A 21665-nucleotide genomic window follows, 5' to 3' on the forward strand; every position below is an offset into this window, starting at 1 on the left:
AGTATTGCCACCTTTAATAGGATTTAAAAGTGTGATTATCAAATCCTAATATTTCAAAATCAATTGAATTTAAAACCATGAAAAGAACCATATTTTTTCTGTTAAGCTTTTACTATATTAACCAATTCCTTAATGCTCAGATAGCTGCTGATGCCTTGCGAATTAATTTGACAAGACCCATCGGAACAGCTAGAGCACTGGGTTGTAATGGTTCATTCGGTGCAATAGGCGCAGATTTTTCAGCCATTGGAATTAATCCTGCTGGCCTCGGATTGTTTAGAAAATCTGATTTTAATTTCACAGCGCATGGATTTATTTCTAAAGTAGATGCAACACTTCAAGGCTCAGCATCTAATTTGGAAAGTTCCAGACTTTCAAATGATTTTAATTTGAGCAGTATTGGATTAGTAATTACCAGTAATCCAATAGGTTCTGCTTGGAAAAATGTAAATTTTTCAATCGGCATAAATAATACTGGAAATTTCGAACAACGATTTTTTTATGAAGGAAAAAGTTTAGGTTCTATTACCAGTAGATTTTTGGAAAGATCTATAGATCCAAATTATGATGATGGTCGTGGAATTAATGCAGACAACCTTGATGGATTTGAAGCAGGATTGGCTTATGAGACGGGAGCGCTTTATGTTGGCAAAAGAGACCAAAATAATGTATATTATACTACAGATTTAGTTTCATTTTCAAAAGCCCTAATACCAAAAAGTCAATATGTCAAGGCTATTGGTAATACTTATGATTTTAATATTGGATTAGCAGGAAATTATCAGGAAAAATTATCCATAGGACTGACCATTAATAGTCCATTCGGATCCTTTGAAACAACTAAAGAATATCATGAATTCGAAACCAAATCAGGGGATCTATATCCATTTAAGAGTTTAACATTTACTGAAAAATTAACTACAGAATATAATGGCATTCAAGCGAAAATGGGACTTATTTATAAACCCATTAATGCATTGAGAATTGGACTTGCTTGGCACACACCAACGTACCATTGGTTCAAAGATTTTTACAACAACTCCTTGAACTATCAATACATTGACTCCAATACTGTACAATCGTATGATGCTTATTCTCCAGATGGACAATTTTCATATCGTTTGACAACACCTATGAAATGGGTTGGATCATTGGGTTATGTAAGTCAATATGGTTTTATTAATATAGATGTTGATTATTTTAATCCTTCAAAATCTAAATTTGACTTTACAACACTAAGCAATAACAATAATGAACTAGTTGCTGAGCAACTTGCAAATGCAGATATTAAAAAACAATTTAAACCTGTACTGCAAACTAGAATTGGAGCTGAAGCAGTCATCAAAAAATTAAGATTGAGAGCAGGAATTGAATTTTTAAATTCGCCATATAAAAATGCAGAAAACTTAACTGTAGGCTACAGTGGTGGTTTTGGCTTTAGATTTAAAAGAGTTTATTTGGATTTTGCTTATAAAAATAGTTTCAGAGAAGAGGGCTTCGTTCCATTTATAACAGGAAATTCTGATTTTGATGGAAACGGTACGATCGATGCGCCCATGTCGCTGGTTAATAACCGCATACATGAACATTTTATTCAAACGACGGTAGGATTTAAATTCTAAAGTTTAACAAGACTCAAAGTGACATTCCTGAATAAAATCCTAAATCCTTTTGGGTATATATTTTAGTTAAAAGTGCTATTTGACCTGTATGATAAGAAAAGTGTTCTATCACATGTATGACAATTTGAATACCTGTCATCTCAAAACACTGAACATGTTTTACCTCATACCAATCGACAATATTTAATCCTTTGATGATTTCATTGGACTCATGAGTTATATCATGGAGTAATTTTTCTAATTCATGTTTTATAAATGGGCCAGAGTGCTCGAACTCCAAATTGCGATTTCGAATGTCCTCATTATTTCCTAAAGTAGTTTGAATATATTGATACACATTGCCACATAGATGTAAAATTAAATTACCAATTGAATTGCATTGATCATTCATTCGAAATGCAATTTGTTTTTCGCTTAATAACTCAAGACATCGCGTGATTCTAAAAACAGATTCTTTAATGACTCTTAATTCATATTCAGTTGTCAAAGTATTTAAAAAAACCTGCTCCATGGAATTTCAAGATTATTTACACATTCCATTATTCAAGGAAACTGCCGTATCAACAAGATGTGTATTTGCAACATTCACGATAAGGTTCCAATCCGTTAATATCAATCCTACGGTTAATGCATGACTTAATACTTCATTATTAAACAAAGGGCTTTTAACTTTTGCCAATGGACCAAACTGGACTTCAAAATCTTTTATTTTATCCATTATGGCATTCCTTCCTTCCTTTAGAATTGCGTTATACAATTTAGTATTTTCATTTAATTTATTGGCAGAAGCTCTGATTTGATCACATCCATAATCCATATCACTGAGGGGTATAAAGTCTGGATTAATATTTTTCAAACGTTCACTATATTTATTCCATTGAGCCAATAACTCAGTGGCTTGCTTTTCCAAGGCAGTCAATTGCAATCTGAGATCTTTATCAGTTTCGTTTTCGCCAGTTAATGAAAAACTATTTCCCTCCAATTGAGCATTGATTCGTTCAGTCCATAGATCCACTTCTGCTCCAAATTTAGAAATTCTAACATCTGCATCCCAAGATTTTACACGTTTGAATTCAGTGCCATTATCCAATAATTCAACTTCAGTTTTCAATGTTGAAGCCATAAAAGCCTCACCACAAGAATTTGGAACCAAAGGAGCTTTTTCTAGCAAGGCGCTTATACCTTGACCCGAACTCTGCAATAAAAGTCCAAAAAATATAACCGAAAAGAAAATTAATTTTTTCATCATTCCATTTTAGTGTTTAAAAGTATAACATTTTTGATAAGCCATAACAATTTTTATTCATTGCTATTTGATCTCCATTAATTTTTCCAAGACCTCATTTACAGCTGGACAAAAACTTGCATTCATTAATGTCAAGGCTGGTTGTTTAATAAAAACATCTTCATCCGTATATGGAAAACGATGACAATCACTAGGTCTGACATCATAAATCTGACATTTATTATCTTTTTCTAAAAAAGGACAAGGCTTCGATTGGAGTACAAAATCATGATCTTCATCAGAAACCAAATAGGTTAATTCAAAATCCCGCTCCTTCATATTTAAAGACTTCGCAATCCGCTTAATATCTTGCTGCTTAAACCTTGGAGAATAATTTTTACAACATGCTGCACAATCTAAACAATTTATTTTTTTAAAAGCTTCTTGATGCAATACTGGCAAAATGCGGATGGCCTTTGCTTTGTCAATCCGATTCAGAAATATTTTATACTTTTTAATGTTCTCACGACTTCTACTTTTCCAAGATTTTAATAGTTCTTCTTTCATAAGGATATCTTATAACTGATGTTTTTGAACCTCCAAAATATAGAGCACATTTTTTAGCTCATTATTCTGTTGATTTAAAAAACCTGAATTTATAAATCCATTTTTTTCTAATAGTAAATTCGAAGATTTGTTCATTGGATTTACTACTGCTGTTATTCTTGTTACTTTCATTTGCATAAAACCATATGTCAACACAGCTTTCATGGCTTCATTCATGATCCCTCTTCGATGATATTCAGGGACCAAACTATATCCAATTTCAACAGAATGATTAGAATGTTCAAAATTCCATAAACATATGGAGCCGATTAGTCTTGATGCACCTTTAAGACAAATACCCCAAACTATGTTTTCTCCATTTGTTGTTGCAGAATGAATGAATTGGATCCAATCTATTGCATCATTCAATGATTGCACTTTAGGCCTATCAATATACTCTATAACTCTTGGATCCGATCTTAAACCAAAGATCTCATTTTGATCAGCAACTGTAATTTCGCGTAAAATAAGTCTAGTGGTGCTTAATATTGGAAATGGATTAAAGGAATACATTTATTTCAATATTGTTTCAAAATTATTTATTCATCAACTATAAACAGTCTTTCAAAATTTTATAAATACATTATTATTAGTGTAACCCTCCTTAGAAATAAATTTTATAAAATACTTTCCAGTCTTCAACTGACTCACATTAATACTTTTTGAGTGTTTGAAAGAATATGCATTCACGAATTGCCCTAAAGAATCATAAATGATGATTTGGCCTTCACAGCTCAAACAATTAATTTGCAAAAGATCATAAACTATATTGGGATATACTTGAACAGAATCAAGTGGGTAATCTTGTATGCTATTAATATCATCTTGGAATAACCAAGATACTGCGTTTCCGAATTCACGTTTCCAATAGGTTTCATTATGTATTCCATCCGGATGTATGGATACTTTCAATAGATCATTGCGCATTCCATGAGATAATAATGAATCCTTCATTCGGAATATATTCTGCATCATATTAGAACCTTCTTGTTGTCCTCCGATCATGTATATTTTTAAAGGATTTGATATAGGATCTTTTCCAGCTTGTAAAAAAGCTTCATTCGAATACCAAAAGGATGGACTAAAAATACCGGCTTTATGAAAAGTATTTTGATAATGAAGAATTCCATAATTGCTCAAAAGTCCTCCCAAAGAGCTTCCCATGAGTCCGGTGGAAGATGCTTTGTCAATTGTTCTATAATGAGCATCTATATAAGGTTTCAGGGTTTCTACAATAAATCTAATCGTTAGATCTCCCTTTCCTCCTCCATAACTTGGATTAGGCCATGGAGTATATTCATCAAGTCTTTCAGCACCACCATTGTCAATGCCTACTACTATAATTCTTAAATGTTGTTCTTTAAATAATTGATCTAAAGTCTCATCCACACACCATTCTCCGGCAAAACTTGTATATTGATCAAATAAATTTTGACCATCAAACATATAAAGAATTGGTAATCTATCTATAGTTTGATCATAGTCGGGTGGCGTATAAATCCATATCCTTCGTTGCCGATCCAGTTGAGGTATATAGAAATTATTAGTAATGATACTGACATTTGGCCCGGCAGTTGAATTTCCAGAATTGAACTTATCTAAATCTTCCCAGCCACTAATCTCTAAATAGGTAGTATCCAAGCGACCATTATAGCTAAACTTCCGATTGGGAACATAAACCCCTGAAGATGTACCTTCCACGGAATTCCAAGCGCCCCGGGTGAATTTAAATTCATAAGTTCCTTTAGAAATGTTTAAATCTATTTTAAATTCCTTAAATCCTACCTGAACTAATTTGAATGCTTGATTAGCCGGATCCCAATTATTAAAACTGCCTGCAATATATATTGAAGCATTACTTGGTGTGGATGCTGGTATGTTTTTGATAATAATGGTCCATTGAGCATCAATATATTGATTTGAAATTAAATAAATGAAAATATAAGATATCAACTTCATTCTTCAAAAATAAAGGTTCAACTCCACAAACTAAAATATATTTTTTACAAGACACCTGTGGATTTATTCTAAAAATAAAAAAGCCGAAAGAATAAATTCTTTCGGCTCTATATTTTGAATTAATTTTCTTTGATTAATACACCCAAAGATCATGTTCGAAATTAAGTAGTTCGTTTTTGATACGTTCAGATTCAAGTAATAGCTTAACACCATCATTCTCACCTTTAAAAATATCATTCAAACGTAAATCCTGAACATTTGAAGATTTAATAATGTAGCTTGAGAAAAATCGACCATCCATAACATCTGCCCAGGTACCTGGAGAAATGTCATTTTTGTCATTGAACACGCGTTCTTTTGATAAAATTTTACGCAACTCAGGATAATAAATCCAAAACATAGGTCCTGAATATTTAATATTACCGGCATCGTCTTTTTCATCTTTGATCGGTGCAATTCCAAGAATTCTTACATTCAATCTTGAAGACTCCTTATCAAAATACCACATTTCTTTAACCCTGAAGCTTTGGATATCTTTATAATCAATATCTGATGTTACGATTTTCAATTCTTCCAAATAAGTATCCGGATTCCAAACTGAAGTCGTATCAGTACTGTGTAATAATTTATCCAATTGTTCACCAGTCATCGGTTTTTTGAAATCCTCCTCTTTGAAAATTTTCATATCACCTTTAGACGCTGCATCTATTAAGATTGCGAAAAAAGCTCTATTCGGATACATGAATGGAAGATTCATTTTCTCTCTAACGTCAATGACTCTCCAAATTCTTTTTTGCCAAGTAATATCAGACTCCCGAATAGGTTCATATGATAAAAATCGTTGTTCAGGAACTAAATTCCGATCTACGATATCATCCATATATCCTGTAGTGTCATCGAGTATACTCGACTCTGTCATCTCCTCTTCTCCAGTTTGTGCACGCAAAGTCCACGAGACAGAAGCGACCAAGAAAACAACCAATAAAGAAATTCTGAAATTACTCATTGAAAAAGATTTTATTTAATTTGAAAAGACATATCACTTAGTTCACGACCAGCAGCATCACCAGGACATCTAGCTTTGATATCTTCGAATAAGTAACGATCACCAGGTTTAGCTTTATTTATGCTTGCAGCAGCTTCACCTCCAAATCGTCCACTTGTATTCAATGTTATCTCAGCATCTTGTCTAGGAGCCACACGTACTAAACGGAAACTCTGTATCTGACATTTTGCTTCGAAGTCGAAATTTTCAAGTACCGGAATAACACCTTGTTGCGCTTTGAATACACCATTTGGCATGGCTCCTCCTCTCTTATCAGAAAGCATTGGAGTTGGCGTAGGTATTTTCTTTGCTCTAAATTTAAACGCTGTTGGTTGCAAACCACCACCAGAAAGGGTAATTGTGGCTTCACCTTGTTGTCCAACGGTTACAGTATATTTACCACCTCCAACTTTGTTGATAGCAATTCCTGCACCTGCTGCACTAACTTGTAATTGCGCTGAAGGTACACCTGCTGCAGAAATGGCAACTGGATTTTCAACGCCAATATAGAATACGTTCATTTTCTCAGCAGCAACGTTACAAGAACGTTCACCAACTTCGAATTCGAATTCTTTTTTAAACGTTTCTGTTTTATTTGTAACTGGATTAAATACTGAAGCTACTGCATTGAATTTTTTAATCCCAACTTCACCAGCTGTAGTTTTCCAAGTAGCAACACCATCTGAATTAACCGGTAAGCTAGATCCGTTTACAGATAATGACACTTTTGTTGCTGAACTTCCTGAAGTAGAAGCTGCAAGTGAAATTTCTGTTTCGAAAGGCTCACCTTTAATTACATATGACTTTTTAGGAGAGGATATAACAGTAAATTTATCCAATACAACATCTTTACCACCTAATTTACCGCTCAAATAATTCAAAACAGCATTTTCAGATGATTTTGCATCATTGATGAATTTAGTAAAGATTGGTTGAACCGCACCTAAAGGCATTTGCTTAAAGGTATATTCTTCCCAACTTTTCTTATTGGAATGAGTCCAGGATATATCATCTACCTCCATTGAAATTTCTTTCTCCATCACTGCACGATCAGCAGTATCTACTAAGGCTAAAAATTTTCCACGGGTTTCTAGAATTTTTGCTTTCAATTCTTTTCCCCATCCACCATTAACCATGTTTCGGGTAGTCACTGATTTATCCTTTTGACCTTTAAGTTTTTTACTGTCTCCTTTGATAACATAATCACCATCATCAACGGATCCATTTTTATTCCCAGCTTCATCAATCATTTTATCAACCATTACAGTTACATAATCAGAAAATTCCTTTCCGATTTCTATTGCTGGTTGTGCTCGATCAGCGTATTTTTGGAATTCAGGTTTAGCTGCTGCTCTTTCCTTGATGGATGCAGGTAATTTTGCACTTGCATCATCCAAAGATTTATTAGATTTTTCTAAACCTTTATTAACTAATTTAAAGGCGTTGAAAATTTCAGCAGAAACGTTCAGTGCTAACAATGCTGTAAGCACCAAATACATAATATTAATCATCAGCTGCCGGGGCTGCTTAGGTATTGACATGTTTTTGTCTATTTATGGTTTATAAATAAATTCTCGATTATGATTGGCTACTGCCCATCGTTTTGTAAGCACCTAAAATGTTGCCATAAACTGAATTCAAATTCGTCAAATTCTTGTTTAAAGCAGCAACTTGATTCTTATAATTCTTTGTATCTTCCAATGAATTACCCAACTCTGCCATAGCTTCATTCATACGAGTATAAAAATTACCCATACCTTTAATTTGGTCACCTGTTTTAGAAAAATCAACTTCTTGTAATGCTTTCAATGAACCTAAAGATTTTGACATCATTTGTAATTCACCCAACATACCACCTAATTGATTTTCAACTACATCACCATTAATTGGTCTAGCTCCACCTTTTTGAGGACCTTCAGTTAATGGATTGATTCTTGATTCATAATCTTCCAATCCTGGGTAAAGTTTTTCCCAGTAATAATCCTTATCTGGTGGAATAAGTCCTAATAATAAGAATAAAAATGCTTCGGTTACAAGACCAGCTGTTAACATTTGATCCCCGCCTTCCAAAGACAATATTTTGAAAAGGGCACCAATCATAACGACAGAAGCTCCGACACCAATTACTAAATTTTTTGCGTACTTAAACCAATTTTGTTTGTAAATAGCCATTACGTTAAGTTTTACGAGTTAATTAGAATATTGTTTGTTAAAAAAATGAATTTTAAATTGTCTAGAAATCATTAATAGATCTTCCTAAGAATGTCAATACTGTCCTAAATCCAATATATGATTTAGACGTATCCTGAAATTCCCAATTACGAGTACCTGTTTGTAAATAGTAACCTATGTCTTTCCATGAACCACCTCTAAGTACTTTTCTCTTATATGCCTCTGGATCTTCGGGTTTAGCATCATACTTAATATCAGGGTTCATATCGTGAACAAAACTATGTGCATTATCTTGATATGAAGATTCAGTCCATTCTGCAACATTTCCAGACATATTAAATAGTCCATATTCATTTGGAAAATAGGCATCTGCTTTCACAGTATATTGTCCTCCGTCTTCCGGATAATTACCTCTTCCTGGTTTGAAATTAGCCAACAAACAACCTTTGGCATTTCTTAAATAATATCCACCCCAAGGAAATGGTGCTAACTCGCGGCCACCTCTAGCTGCCCATTCCCATTCACTTTCAGTTGGTAATCGATACTCCTCTGTATTAGGCTCATCTTCACCTTTAAATGCATTCCATAATGATGTTCTCCAATAACAGAATGCTCTGGCTTGTTTCCAGTTAATTCCAACTACAGGATAATCATCAAAAGAAGGATGTGAAAAATAATTTCTAGTGAATGGTTCATTATATGAATAGGTGAAATCTCTAATCCAACATAAGGTATCTGGATAAATGTTGGTTTTCTCCTTATGGATGATAGAGCTCCTTTTTATATCTCTAACATGAGCTGCAGTTTGCCAGTCTTTATACTCCCATTCGTAGATAAACTTACGAGAGTCTAATTCTGCTACTCCTTTAAAAGCATCGGCTCCTTGGAAATTCATGTCCTTTAGGGCTTCATCTTCCCAATCAATCTCTTGTTCCCAATCGATTTTCTCGGTATTTCCATCTTCCCCTTCTACAAAATGACCTAAAGCAGCATGTGCCAATGAATCCTTTACCCAAAACACGAATTGACGATATTCATTATTCGTTATTTCGGTGTCGTCCATAAAAAATCCAGAAATGGAAATGGTTTTCGCAGTTTGCGTATGGGTATTAAAAAAATCCTGATCAGATTGACCTATGGTTAATGTACCGCTTGGTACATATACCATCCCATAAGGATTAACACTACCCCACTTCGGTCTATCGAGTACCCCGGTGAGTTGACCGTCTTGCTGTCTTTTTCCACAGGAAAAAGTTATTAACGTCAGCAAGACCAAAAGAGACAGATTCAAATTCCTCATTTGGTTGTGATTTTACCTACATTGTCTAAAAAAGTGAGCAAATATAATAACTCTTACAAATTACTCACATATAAAAAATTGTTTTTTTTAAAAAACCTTGATTTTAACGATCCAGATTTAATGAAAAAACGTTTTAAAACACTTTATATTATCAATTTAAAAAATTATTTACTGTTTTAATATATAAAATAGCAATAATTTATAAATTATTAAATATCAACTAATCAGACCACCTTGGATGATAAATTAAAGGGATCTTATATCGACTCATACTGCGATTCCATTGAACTCGCAATCCCATTTCCTGATTCAATCCAGAAATTTGATTTTTTATTTTATTTAATGGTAATTCCACTCCATAAACCAACCAAATTTTTGAATTGAGCCTAAATCCTACCATTCCACCAACTCCATCTAGCGTGTTTTCATTAAAGCCACGCCACAAAATACTTCCAAAAATATTGCCATTAACTTGAATTTTTAATAATATTTCACTCTGAATCTGAACAAAATCAGAATTCACAACAAGATGACTATAAAGTTCGTACTTACCTACTTTATATTCCTTATTTATTAAAAACTTCAAATTTTTATTTTTAGTATAAAATTGCGTTTTTTCTTTTGAAAAATAGATTAATGGCCATTCTAATTCTATACCGCTTTCAAACCAATGCGTCTGAAAATAAATGGCAGGATGCACATTGATGTTTTGGCCTGTTAATCGGGCAAGATCTAAATGTGGATCATTGTGATCAATGATAGTTCCTTGGTAATTCCCATCCGGAGTTCGAATTGAATTATAATCTACATTTATGTATTGGTAACCTAAGCCTAAACCTCCGGCTATTAATATTTGATTCATTGGAAATACTTGACTATAAGATACTAAAGATCCTATATGATGCTCAAGCCCAATTCTTTGGTCTTCTAACTGTGCTCCCCATGCTCCACTCCATTCATTCAGTGGAGCACTAATACTAATGGAACTACCTCTCGGATGCCCAGGTAATCCACTCCACTGATCTCGGTATATTCCACTGACTGTAACTTTGCCGTCTATTCCCCCAGTAGCTATATTTAATCGATATGGATGTATAAATCTTGTTAAGGATAACGGATATTGTTGACTAGTTCCTCGATGTCCCATCAAAAACAAGAAACCCACCAGAGCCAAACAGATTCTAATTTTTTTCAAAGTACAATTGATTGTATAGTTCTTTCATTTCTGCGTGACTAGTCACCTTTGGATAACAAACGGAATCACTGCAATATTGTATTTCATCATTTTTTAAATTGGTATCCAAAATCAAAATTAAATCATTTATATACAATTTTTCAAAATATCTTATTACAGTTATTGGATCTTTAGCCTTTACTGTATTCCAACCTAGTTCCATTTTAAGCAACAAACTCAACCAAGATGCATGTTGAAAGTACCCATTTTTTAATGGCTGGGTTACTTTATGAATCATGGACTTAGCATCATTTAAGTAGCTTTCATTAGATGTTATTAAATAAAGGACCATCATTGACTCACAAATTACTGCATTAGGATTAGGTATGGCTGAATCTACGGAGTCAAATATTGGCTCCAAAGAGCCTGACTGTTCAATAGATGCTAAAGAATATAGAAAATGACCTTGTTTAAAGTATTTATTAAGATGATCAACTAGGTTTTCGGCACAGGTAATATAATGGTTGTCAAAACTAATCTGATAACAGGCTATAAATGCTTCTAGTAAATAGGCATAATCTTCTAAAAAGGCTGTACCCTCTTGTTTATTGTGGGTCAGGGTTCGTGCATATAAGGAGGTACCTGACTGAATAACATATAAATCTGTTATTGCGCGAATTCCATTTAATGCATTTTCGCGAAAGGCCTGAATGCCTGTATTTTTAAAGACTTGGCAATACGCCGTTATCATTAAAGCATTCCATGCTAAAATTTGCTTAATATCCTTTAAAGGTGAAATACGCAAGTTCCTATTTTCAAGAAGTTTTTCAAGTTGAAATTTCAATTTTCCAAGGACTTGATTCGCATCTTTATTTAAATAAAAAAGATCTGTATTCAATGAAATGACAAATTCTCCTGAATGCTCAAAAGGGTTTAGGTTGAAGTATTTTAAAAACAAGTCACTATCCGCACCAATAATAGCTTTGATTTCATCCAACTTCCACACATAAAATGCCCCTTCCTTCCCTTCACTATCTGCATCTATTGCAGCTATAAATAAACCATTGTCTAATTTCATGTTGGATTCCCAAAAAGCTGTACTTTTTTCAATAAAATAAAGGTAAAAGCTATCTTTGGTTCTGTTATAAAGCTCACTTAAAGTTCGAAGTATTAGGGCTTGATCATAGGCCATTTTTTCAAAATGTGGTATCATCCATTGACGATCTACTGTGTAACGGCTAAACCCGCCTGCCAAGTGATCAAATATTCCACCCAGACACATCATTTGAACTGACTTATTTAGGTGTTCATTGGTCTCCTGATTAGGGTGATAATTATCATGGTTTATCAGATAACGTAAAACTGTAGTATTTGGAAATTTCTGTCCAAATCCGAAACCTCCATATTCTTTATCCCAAAAAGATTTAATTTGTTGAAATGCTTCATTTATTATTGTCGATTGTTCGAATAATGAAGAATCAGATAATATTGTTAAACGATATTGATTTCTTAATTCTTCTGCTAATTTATCAGCTGAGTTAACAATTTGATTCGTTTTATGAACAAAAGCTTGATGAACAGATACTAATATTTGAGACCATGATGGACGGCCGTACTTTGGCTCAGGAGGAAAGTATGTTCCTCCAAAAAAAGGTTTAAGATCCGGTGTTAAAAAGCAATGTAAGGGCCATCCCCCTGAAACACCCATTAGTTGGATGGCATCCATTAAATAATGATCAATGTCAGGTCGTTCCTCTCGATCAACCTTAATATTGATAAAATACTCATTCATGATGTTTGCCACTTCAATGTCTTCAAATGACTCATGTGCCATGACATGACACCAATGGCATGTGGAATATCCTACACTAACCAAAATGGGCTTATTCCTTAGTTTAGCTTCTGCCAAAGCATCTAAGCCCCAAGACCACCAATGGACCGGATTATTTTCGTGTTGCTTTAGATAAGGACTTGAAGATAGGTTTAAGCGATTCATATTTCAAGGGTTAGACCATCAAAAGCTATTGCTACATGTTCTGGTAATTGGGCACTTATTGCTGCATGAGTTCCCATTTGATGACTAAGGTGTATGATATACGCTTTTCTCGGTTGTATTAACTGAATCATATCCAGGCAATCTTTTAAATTAAAGTGTGTTGGATGTTTTGCTATCCGAAGCGCATTAATAACCAAACATTCCACACCCCTCATTGAGTCTATCACTTGTTCATCGATCAAACTAGCATCAGTAATATACACCAAATTTTTAATCTTGTAAGCAAGAATTGGTAAATGGCCATGCATAACCCTCAAGGGTAAAATGGGCAAATCATTAATTAAAAAAGTTTTATTGGGTTCTATTGTTTTTAAATCAACTTGAGGCAAACCATGATACCTGTGTTCAGAAAATATATAATGGAACCGGTTTTTGAGATCTTCCAATACATATTGTTCTCCAAAAAAAGGAATGGTCCCATTTTGAATTCCATTATAAGGTCTAATATCATCAATTCCCGCAGTATGATCCACATGATTGTGTGTTAATAATATGGCCGAAATATCAGGAATGTGATGCGTTAGCATCTGCTGTCTAAAATCAGGGCCAATATCAATAACCAGGGAAACATTACTTTCCTGTATATGTATAGACGTCCTAAGTCTTTTGTCCTTAAGATCCTTAGATAAACAAGTAGCACATGAACACATGATCATGGGCACACCTTGTGAGGTTCCGGTACCTAAAAAAATGATTTTCAATAAGCAAATATACTTCTAAGAGACGGTTAATTTCTCCTCTTGGGGCCTTAGGTCTATAATTTTTTGGTAATTTTTTAATGCATCTTCATCGATGACACTACTGTCTATGGGCAATATTGGGATGAGTTCAAATAAACAGTTCATTCTACCTTCAACATCAAAAAATTTATTGATTATGAGAATTTTACGGGCTTCAACCCGGCAATAACCGGATTGAAAATGTCCTTGTTCATATCTTACTTTGTAGCCAATTTGTTGACACAAATCCTCTAATTTTTTAAGATTGGTTCGAGTATATTTCATTCCAGGGTTGATTTGGTTGAAAGTCCAAAGTTATAACAATTCATCCATTAAATAAAAATAAATATGTTATAGCCGTAAAAATCCCAACAGTAAAAATATAATTTCCCCCTAATGTAAATAAATTGTTGATAATATTATAAAATCAGGAAATTGTGTTTTCGGGCTATATTAGCTCATCGTCTAATAAATTATTTAAGGATAGTTATAAGTTTAATAAAAATATCAGGATCATGGTTCAATCCCATTACTTATCAAAAAACCGCATTTTAAAAACACCAGTCAAAGCTTCTCTGATAATGTAAATATTCATTTTAGATTTCCCCTTAATCCGGTCTGGAAAAATTATTGGTACCTCACATAATTTAAATCCTAATTTATGAGCAGCATACTTCATTTCGATCTGGAATGCATAACCTACAAATTGGATGTCGTCCAATTGGATAGCTTCCAATACACGACGAGCATAACATACAAAACCCGCTGTAGGATCTTTAACTTTCATTCCTGTTATCAACTGAACATAGATGGATGCAGATTTAGATAAAAACAATCTAAGAAATGGCCAATTGACAACACCACCTCCTTTAACATATCTTGATCCAATAGCAACATCGGCCTCATTACTGAAGCATTTATCTCTTAATTCCAATAATTTAAGGGGAGGATGACTAAAATCGGCATCCATTTCTAATATATATTGGTATTGATGCTCTAAAGCCCATTTAAATCCTAGAATATAAGCGGTACCCAAACCAGATTTTTCCTTTCTAACAATTAAATGAATCCTGTTTTTAAATTCAATTTGCAGTGTCCGAACGGCATCTGCTGTGCCATCTGGCGAACCATCATCCATGACCAATACATCAAAATGTGGATCCAATGCCATTACCGCTCTCAGAATATCTTCAATATTCTCAATTTCATTATAAGTAGGAATAATAACAATGGATGTAGCCAATTAAATGTATTTCTAGTGCAAAAGTAAGTTTAAAATTTATATATATATTATTTTTATATATTAATTCCCATCAAATCTTATATTTAATGGGGTCATATTCTGTCATAATATTGTAAATACACGCCACTACATCTTCTGCATTAGGCTTGGTAAAATAATCTCCATCACTTCCATATGGGGGGCGATGAGCCGCAGATGAAATGGTTTTCGGTTTTGAGTCTAGATATTGATAAGCTCCTTGTACTTCTAATATTTGTTGAAGAATATAACTCGAGGCGCCTCCAGGAACATCCTCATCCAGAACAACCAGTTTATTTGTTTTGCGTATAGAGGTTACAATCTGATGATCTGTGTCAAAAGGCAACAACGTCTGAACATCGATTAATTCCACATCAATATGATATCGCTCTAATAATTGAATTGCTTTTTGAGCTATTCGAACACAAGAACCGTAGGTAACCAAAGTAATGTCACTTCCTTGCTTCAATATTTCAATTTGACCTAATGGGATTGTAAAACTACCCAAATTTTCAGGCATCTTTTCTTTAAGTCTATAAGCATTCAAACACTCAATAACGATTCCAGGATCATCACCCTGCAATAAGGTTTGATACATTCCTGCTGCTTGAGTCATGTTCCTAGGGACACATAAATGAATTCCCCGAATGGAATGTAATAACATACCAATTGGAGAACCTGAATGCCAAATTCCTTCCAGTCGATGTCCTCGGGTTCTAATGATAACTGGAGCTTTTTGAATCCCATTGGAACGGTATCTTACAGTTGCTAAATCATCCATCAAAGGTGACAATGCGTAAACGATATAATCCAAATACTGAATTTCTGCTATTGGCCTTAGGCCTCTCATACTTAAACCAATAGCCTGTCCAACAATGGTCCATTCTCGAATTCCTGTATCAAAAATTCTTAATTCTCCATATTTATCTTGTAAACCAGCAAAACCTTGATTGACATCACCAATTTTACCAACATCCTCTCCAAAACCTAATACTTCGGGACTCGTATTAAAAATATGATCAAAATATTGATTAAGAATCAAATAACCATTGACCTCTTCTGATGAATCTTGATAAATAGCTGGAAGATGTTTAACTTGGGTTGCTGATTGATTGGTTTCGGACAACAAATGCCTATGGTATTTAACATCAGCATCTAGATATCTCTGTTTCAACCATTCTTTTAAAGGAGTTAATCTTGACCCCAACCCAGCATAGACATGGTCAAATACAAACTGCCTGGCCAACTCAATCATCTCAAAATTGGCAATATTCTTTATACTTTCTATATTGTTCTTTAGCTCATTTGCTTTTGGAAGATCAGATATGTCATTTAATATAGAAATTAATTCTTGTTTATGATTTAAAGTTTGTCCAATAAAATCGTTCCATGCCGTATTTTTCTCAGATTTGACAAACTCTTTGGCCATTGATTTTAATTGTTCAATGATATCTTGTTCTATTAACTTTTTTTCAATAATCCATGATTCGAATACTTTAATACAATCATGGGTTTCTTCCCAAGCCATTCGCTCTTTACTCTTATAACGTTCATGGGATCCTGACGTAGAATGGCCTTGAGGTTGAGTGACTTCATTGATATGAAACAATGCTGGAATATGTTCTTCACGGACCATTTTAATTCCTTTGTGGAATGTATTGACCAAATTTGGATAATCCCAACCCTGCACCCGATGAATAGAAATACCTTCTTGGTTATTCGTTTTTTCAAAACCACTTAATGCTGATGAAATATTTTGTTTAACGGTTTGTAATTGAATAGGAACTGAGATGCCATAACCGTCATCCCACACACAAACTGCCAAAGGTACTTGTTGAACAGCGGCAGCATTCATGGTCTCCCAAAACACGCCTTCTGATGTTGAAGCATCGCCGATAGTTACAAATGAAACTTCATTCCCTTTGTTAGAAAATTGAGAAAAGTCTTTCCGTAATTGTTTGTTTTGTCTATAATGTTTCGAGGCCAAGGCAAGTCCCAATGCTCGTGCCATCTGTCCGCCTGTACTGGAAATGTCGGAGGAAACATTATAAGAATTAGTATGATTATTCCAATGTCCTTGGTCATCGATGAGTGGTGTTGCGAAATGTGCATTCATCTGACGACCACCACTAAATGGATCATTTATTGTATCCGCATAAAGCTGGGCAAAATATTGTTTGATAGAACATAAATCAAGGGCCATCATGAAAGTTTGATCCCTATAATACCCGGATCTAAAATCACCTTTTTCAAAAGCTCTGGCCATAGCAACTTGGGGTAATTCTTTCCCATCGCCAAGAATACCAAATTTAGCTTTACCTGATAGTACTTCTTTCCTTCCTGTTAAAGAGACTTCTCTACTTACCAAACAAATCCAAAAATCCTTTAGAACTTCTTGTCTGTAACTTGAATCATTACCTTTTATGGATGAAAGGATTTCTTGAATTAAAGCATAATTGGACATATTTCTAAGATTTCGATGCAAAAATAATCGATTGGAATCAAAGTTTTATTTTAAAGGTCAAGATAAGCTATATTAAAAAATATTTATATTTAACACCAGTTTAACACACTTTTTTCAATTAAAAGGATCTAACAATCGTATTATGTTTATACATTTGTTTAAAATACTTAAAAAATAATTCTTGATGAAAAATTTATTCTCTTTTTTGCTCATCTTATTTTGTTCCGTTGTAGCGTATTCACAAACTACTGCACCAGCTGCAGTGGCCGCTCCGGTCAAATCAGCAAATGGTCCTAAAATGGTTTTTGATAACCTAAATGTGGATTATGGCGAAATTAAGAAAGGTGGAGAACCTTTAAGAAAAGCAACCTTTACTAATAAAGGTAATGAGCCATTAGTTATTAAAAATGCACGCGGAAGTTGTGGTTGTACAGTTCCAACATGGCCTAAAGAACCAATCATGCCTGGTGAAGTAGGTGTTATTGAAATTCGTTATGATACCCAAAGAGTTGGACCAATTAATAAAACAGTAAGAGTTCAAACTAACGAAGGTGAAGAAGAAATTACTTTATATGTTAAAGGAAACATTTCTTCTGACGAAGATGAAACTGTTCCAAAAAATGATGGTAATGTTTTAATACCTAAAGGATAAAAATAATATTCAAAGAAATTTAAACCCGTCTTAACATTAGTTAAGATGGGTTTTTTTTTGCCTTCTATTCTGCGTCTAATTGCATAAATTTTCCATCTTTGAGCAGCTCAATCTCCCACTTTGCGGTGGACATGGGATTGACCTTAATTTGAGTAGCATCATGAACCCCTTCAATGATATGTATTAAATTAGGATTTAGGATATTAGCCATTCTGCGGACTAAGGTCTCGTCTTCAGAAAATAATCCAGCAACTTCAGCATTATCCAGATACACTCCTTCCTTAGAGTAGCTGAATACAAAAAAGGAATATCTCATCAATTGTGCAGCCCAAAAGACCAAAAGATACCCCCCTTCTGCTGACCTCCAATGAAATCCAGGTAATATTTCAGTAAAGTCATTTAACTCAAATGGAAGATAGGGAGCCAACAATTCTTCAAGTACGGGTAAAGGTAACTGTTCATTGACCAACCCAAAATCATGCTCACTCCCTTCTTGTAAAACAAATGGGAGTTTTGCCAATGGAAAATAAGCGATTAATTTTTTAAAATCTTCAACCACGAGATGTAATTTTTCAACAAAGATGACTGAAATTATGAATTATTCAGTTCCAAAATTTGTGATTCGTCTAAGGAATGAATCAGTTTGACGATTAATTATGTATATACAGGTACTTTGTTTTGCATAGTACTAAATTATATATTAACTTTGCACTATCAAATAAAGTAATTATGAAAATTGAAAATACAATTGCTCAAATGAAAAAAGGAGTTTTGGAAATGTGCATACTATCTATCATTAATAACAATGAGTCTTATCCATCTGATATCATTAGTCAACTAAAATCTGCAGATCTCATTGTTGTAGAAGGAACTTTATATCCCATTTTAACCAGATTAAAGAATTTTGGATTGTTAGAATACTACTGGCAAGAGTCACCATCCGGACCACCTAGAAAATATTTTAAAATCACAGAAACTGGAAAAGAATCATTAATTCAACTCTCTGAAAGCTGGATTCAATTTGTATCCGGAGTTAACTTAACCATAAAAAACCAAATTTAACCATGAATAAAGTACTTAACATCAATGTAGGCAAATATCCATTTTCAATTGATGATATCGCTTACGAAAAACTTGACAGCTATCTTTTAAGTCTCCAAAATCATTTTTCAAAATCTGAAGGGTGTAAAGATATTATGCAAGACATTGAAAGTCGGATAGCAGAATTATTTCAAGAAAAATTATCAGGACGAAGCATTGTATCCATTGAAATCGTCGATGAAACCATAAGCATTATGGGAACACCTGAAATATTTGGAACAGATTGGAATCAAACCAATGAACCAACAGAGTCTAAGTCTAATAGCCAGTATACCACTGAAGATTGGGGAATCAAAACCGGAAAAAAATTATTTCGTGATCCATCCGATTCAAAAATTGGAGGTGTGTGCAGTGGACTAGCCCAATATATAGGGATACAGGACGTCATTTGGGTCAGATTGTTTTTTGTATTAACTGCTTTTGCTGGAGGATTTGCGGCCATACTTTATATTATTTTATGGGCAATTACACCTGAAGCCAGAAATTCAGCAGATCGATTAGCGATGAAAGGAGAACCCATCAATGTGCATAACATAGCCAGAAAGGTGGAAGAAGAAATCGATGACTTGACCCATAAATTTGATACCTGGCGAGAAAAACGAAGAATGCGTAAAAAAAATAAATGGCGATTTTAAAGAACCAAATCAATTTGACTTAAAATTCAAATTGATTCAAATCTGAAATTCATAATGTGGTGTTATAGAATTATTTTTACGACGGCTAGATTTCAACAAATTTAGCCGTTTTTTATTTCTACAATATGTTAACCAACCCAAACGCGCTCATTATTTTTATTAGAAACCCCATCCGAGGGAAAGTAAAAACCAGATTAGCTCAAACTCTCGGAGAAGCTAAAGCATTGTACATCTATAAAGAACTACTTGAAATAACTAGACAACAAAGCATAAAAGTAAATGCACAATGTTATTTATACTATAGTGATCATATAGAACTTGATGCCTGGTCTGAAACCACATTCATCAAAAAGGTTCAATCTGGAATAGATCTAGGAGATCGCATGTCAAACGCATTCCATGAAGTATTGCAAATTCATTCCAAAGCTATTATCATAGGAAGTGATTGTCCCTATATTACAAGTTTACTTTTAAATCAAGCTTTCAATTTATTAACCACCAAAGATATCATCATAGGACCAGCCGTAGATGGTGGATATTACCTACTTGGCATGAAATCAAATATTGATTCGGTTTTTAAATCTATGCCCTGGAGCGAATCTAGTTTGTATGAAAAAACCATAGAAAAACTCAATCAATTAAACTGTAGCCATTCCTCATTGATCCAATTAGAGGATATAGATACTGAAGAAGCGTGGAATCGATATGTTCAAACTCAAGGAAAATAAAATAAGATTCTCCCCTTACATTTTTTAAAATCCCAATAACAATATCGATTATTTTTTTACAAAAAATACTTAATAAATTGATTTACAATCACATAAGTATTAAATAATAAAATACATAAAATCTATAAATACTTAGAAATTCATTTTACATTTGTACTCCTTTCCGATACATGAAAGAAATTAATAATAAATCTGAATGTATATATTGGAATGGACAAGAATCAACGTTAATTAGAAAACAAACTTTATATGTTTTTATCGATTTTTCTTCAAGTGGATACAGCAACAACCGGAACAAGTGTTGCAAGTCAAAGTGTTTTTGATATCATTCTAAATAGTGGACCTCTGGGAATTACCATTATTTCGATACAAGTGCTCCTCGTATTTATTGCCCTCTATATTTTTATTGAGCGGTATTTTACGATTAGTGCAGTAGTCAAAGAAGATCAACGTGTTATGCAAAATCTTCGATCTAATATAGGAAGTGGGAATATTTCAACTATTCAAAGTATTTGTGCTAGTAGCGATACACCTTTAGCGAGAATGATTGAAAAAGGATTACAGCGATTGGGCAGACCAATGCCAGAGATAGAAAGTGCTATCGAAAGTGTAGGTCGTGTAGAGACATTTAGACTTGAAAAGAAACTCAATCACTTATCTCTAATTGCTCGATTAGCTCCGATGTTTGGGTTTTTGGGTACCATTATGGGTGTTATTAAAATATTCTACGATATATCTTTAACAGACAATTTATCCATTGGCGTTATCTCCGGAGGATTATATCAGAAAATGCTAACCTCTGCAGGTGGTTTATTGGTCGGTATAATTGCATTCGTAGGTTATTATTTTCTGACTATGATGTTAGATGAAGAAATTAATGAATTAGAACGTAGCAGTATAGAATTTATGGATATGCTACATACTCCTGTTAAATAAGCAATAATTC

Annotated in this window: 22 protein-coding genes; 6 read left to right on the forward strand and 16 right to left on the reverse strand. The window is 33.8% G+C overall.

Annotation, left to right across the window (positions count from 1 at the left end; translation table 11 throughout):
* Window positions 1-77: 77 nt before the first annotated feature.
* Window positions 78-1622 (forward strand): hypothetical protein, encoded by a 1545-nt coding sequence (locus IPK88_19405; protein ID MBK8245604.1) that lies wholly within the window; start codon window positions 78-80, stop codon window positions 1620-1622.
* Window positions 1623-1635: 13 nt separating this feature from the next.
* On the opposite strand, the gene IPK88_19410 is transcribed toward IPK88_19405, so the two are convergent.
* The 15 genes from IPK88_19410 to IPK88_19480 all read right to left on the reverse strand — a co-directional run bounded on the left by IPK88_19410 (window position 1636) and on the right by IPK88_19480 (window position 17603).
* The gene (locus tag IPK88_19410; GenBank protein ID MBK8245605.1) at window positions 1636-2133 is read right to left on the reverse strand and encodes a DUF1572 family protein; all 498 of its coding nucleotides are present in this window, start codon (window positions 2131-2133) and stop codon (window positions 1636-1638) included.
* 12 nt (window positions 2134-2145) lie between these two features.
* Window positions 2146-2868, reverse strand: a complete 723-nt coding sequence (locus IPK88_19415) for a hypothetical protein (GenBank protein MBK8245606.1) — start codon at window positions 2866-2868, stop codon at window positions 2146-2148.
* A gap of 63 nt (window positions 2869-2931) precedes the next feature.
* Window positions 2932-3414 (reverse strand): YkgJ family cysteine cluster protein, encoded by a 483-nt coding sequence (locus IPK88_19420; GenBank protein MBK8245607.1) that lies wholly within the window; start codon window positions 3412-3414, stop codon window positions 2932-2934.
* Between the two features lie 9 nt (window positions 3415-3423).
* Window positions 3424-3966 (reverse strand): GNAT family N-acetyltransferase, encoded by a 543-nt coding sequence (locus IPK88_19425; GenBank protein MBK8245608.1) that lies wholly within the window; start codon window positions 3964-3966, stop codon window positions 3424-3426.
* Window positions 3967-4017: 51 nt separating this feature from the next.
* Window positions 4018-5412 carry a T9SS type A sorting domain-containing protein gene (locus tag IPK88_19430; protein ID MBK8245609.1) on the reverse strand — a complete coding sequence of 465 codons (1395 nt, stop codon included), beginning with the start codon at window positions 5410-5412 and terminating at the stop codon, window positions 4018-4020.
* A 133-nt stretch (window positions 5413-5545) separates the two neighbouring features.
* On the reverse strand, window positions 5546-6418 hold the full coding sequence (gene gldN / locus IPK88_19435; protein MBK8245610.1) for a gliding motility protein GldN: 873 nt from the start codon (window positions 6416-6418) through the stop codon (window positions 5546-5548).
* A gap of 11 nt (window positions 6419-6429) precedes the next feature.
* Window positions 6430-7998, reverse strand: coding sequence for a hypothetical protein (locus tag IPK88_19440; GenBank protein ID MBK8245611.1), 1569 nt, complete (start codon window positions 7996-7998; stop codon window positions 6430-6432).
* Window positions 7999-8035: 37 nt separating this feature from the next.
* Entirely contained in the window at window positions 8036-8629 is a 594-nt protein-coding gene (gldL, locus tag IPK88_19445; protein ID MBK8245612.1) for a gliding motility protein GldL, read from the reverse strand.
* A 61-nt stretch (window positions 8630-8690) separates the two neighbouring features.
* A complete protein-coding gene (locus IPK88_19450; GenBank protein MBK8245613.1) occupies window positions 8691-9929 on the reverse strand; it encodes an SUMF1/EgtB/PvdO family nonheme iron enzyme in 1239 nt (412 codons plus the stop codon).
* A 220-nt stretch (window positions 9930-10149) separates the two neighbouring features.
* Window positions 10150-11124, reverse strand: a complete 975-nt coding sequence (locus IPK88_19455; GenBank protein MBK8245614.1) for a type IX secretion system membrane protein PorP/SprF — start codon at window positions 11122-11124, stop codon at window positions 10150-10152.
* Complete coding sequence (locus IPK88_19460) at window positions 11111-13099, reverse strand: thioredoxin domain-containing protein (protein ID MBK8245615.1); 1989 nt, start codon at window positions 13097-13099, stop codon at window positions 11111-11113. The genes IPK88_19455 and IPK88_19460 overlap by 14 nt, the downstream gene beginning before the upstream one ends.
* On the reverse strand, window positions 13096-13815 hold the full coding sequence (locus IPK88_19465; protein MBK8245616.1) for an MBL fold metallo-hydrolase: 720 nt from the start codon (window positions 13813-13815) through the stop codon (window positions 13096-13098). Before IPK88_19465 ends, IPK88_19460 begins: the two co-directional genes overlap by 4 nt.
* A gap of 60 nt (window positions 13816-13875) precedes the next feature.
* Complete coding sequence (locus IPK88_19470; protein ID MBK8245617.1) at window positions 13876-14163, reverse strand: hypothetical protein; 288 nt, start codon at window positions 14161-14163, stop codon at window positions 13876-13878.
* A 244-nt stretch (window positions 14164-14407) separates the two neighbouring features.
* Complete coding sequence (locus tag IPK88_19475; protein ID MBK8245618.1) at window positions 14408-15121, reverse strand: polyprenol monophosphomannose synthase; 714 nt, start codon at window positions 15119-15121, stop codon at window positions 14408-14410.
* Between the two features lie 70 nt (window positions 15122-15191).
* The gene (locus tag IPK88_19480) at window positions 15192-17603 is read right to left on the reverse strand and encodes a transketolase (protein ID MBK8245619.1); all 2412 of its coding nucleotides are present in this window, start codon (window positions 17601-17603) and stop codon (window positions 15192-15194) included.
* Window positions 17604-17787: 184 nt separating this feature from the next.
* Between IPK88_19480 and IPK88_19485 the strand changes: the two genes are divergently transcribed.
* Complete coding sequence (locus tag IPK88_19485; protein MBK8245620.1) at window positions 17788-18255, forward strand: DUF1573 domain-containing protein; 468 nt, start codon at window positions 17788-17790, stop codon at window positions 18253-18255.
* Window positions 18256-18319: 64 nt separating this feature from the next.
* On the opposite strand, the gene IPK88_19490 is transcribed toward IPK88_19485, so the two are convergent.
* A complete protein-coding gene (locus tag IPK88_19490; protein MBK8245621.1) occupies window positions 18320-18814 on the reverse strand; it encodes a hypothetical protein in 495 nt (164 codons plus the stop codon).
* Window positions 18815-18984: 170 nt separating this feature from the next.
* On the opposite strand from IPK88_19490, the gene IPK88_19495 reads away from it, so the two are divergent.
* The 4 genes from IPK88_19495 to IPK88_19510 all read left to right on the forward strand — a co-directional run bounded on the left by IPK88_19495 (window position 18985) and on the right by IPK88_19510 (window position 21655).
* Window positions 18985-19317 (forward strand): PadR family transcriptional regulator, encoded by a 333-nt coding sequence (locus IPK88_19495; protein ID MBK8245622.1) that lies wholly within the window; start codon window positions 18985-18987, stop codon window positions 19315-19317.
* A gap of 2 nt (window positions 19318-19319) precedes the next feature.
* Window positions 19320-19991, forward strand: coding sequence for a PspC domain-containing protein (locus IPK88_19500; protein MBK8245623.1), 672 nt, complete (start codon window positions 19320-19322; stop codon window positions 19989-19991).
* Window positions 19992-20116: 125 nt separating this feature from the next.
* Window positions 20117-20719, forward strand: coding sequence for a TIGR04282 family arsenosugar biosynthesis glycosyltransferase (locus tag IPK88_19505; protein MBK8245624.1), 603 nt, complete (start codon window positions 20117-20119; stop codon window positions 20717-20719).
* 249 nt (window positions 20720-20968) lie between these two features.
* Window positions 20969-21655 (forward strand): MotA/TolQ/ExbB proton channel family protein, encoded by a 687-nt coding sequence (locus tag IPK88_19510; protein ID MBK8245625.1) that lies wholly within the window; start codon window positions 20969-20971, stop codon window positions 21653-21655.
* The last annotated feature ends 10 nt before the right edge of the window (window positions 21656-21665 follow it).

Origin of the sequence: Candidatus Defluviibacterium haderslevense (assembly GCA_016712225.1) — a bacterium.
Classification (GTDB): Bacteria; Bacteroidota; Bacteroidia; order Chitinophagales; family Saprospiraceae; genus Vicinibacter; species Vicinibacter haderslevensis.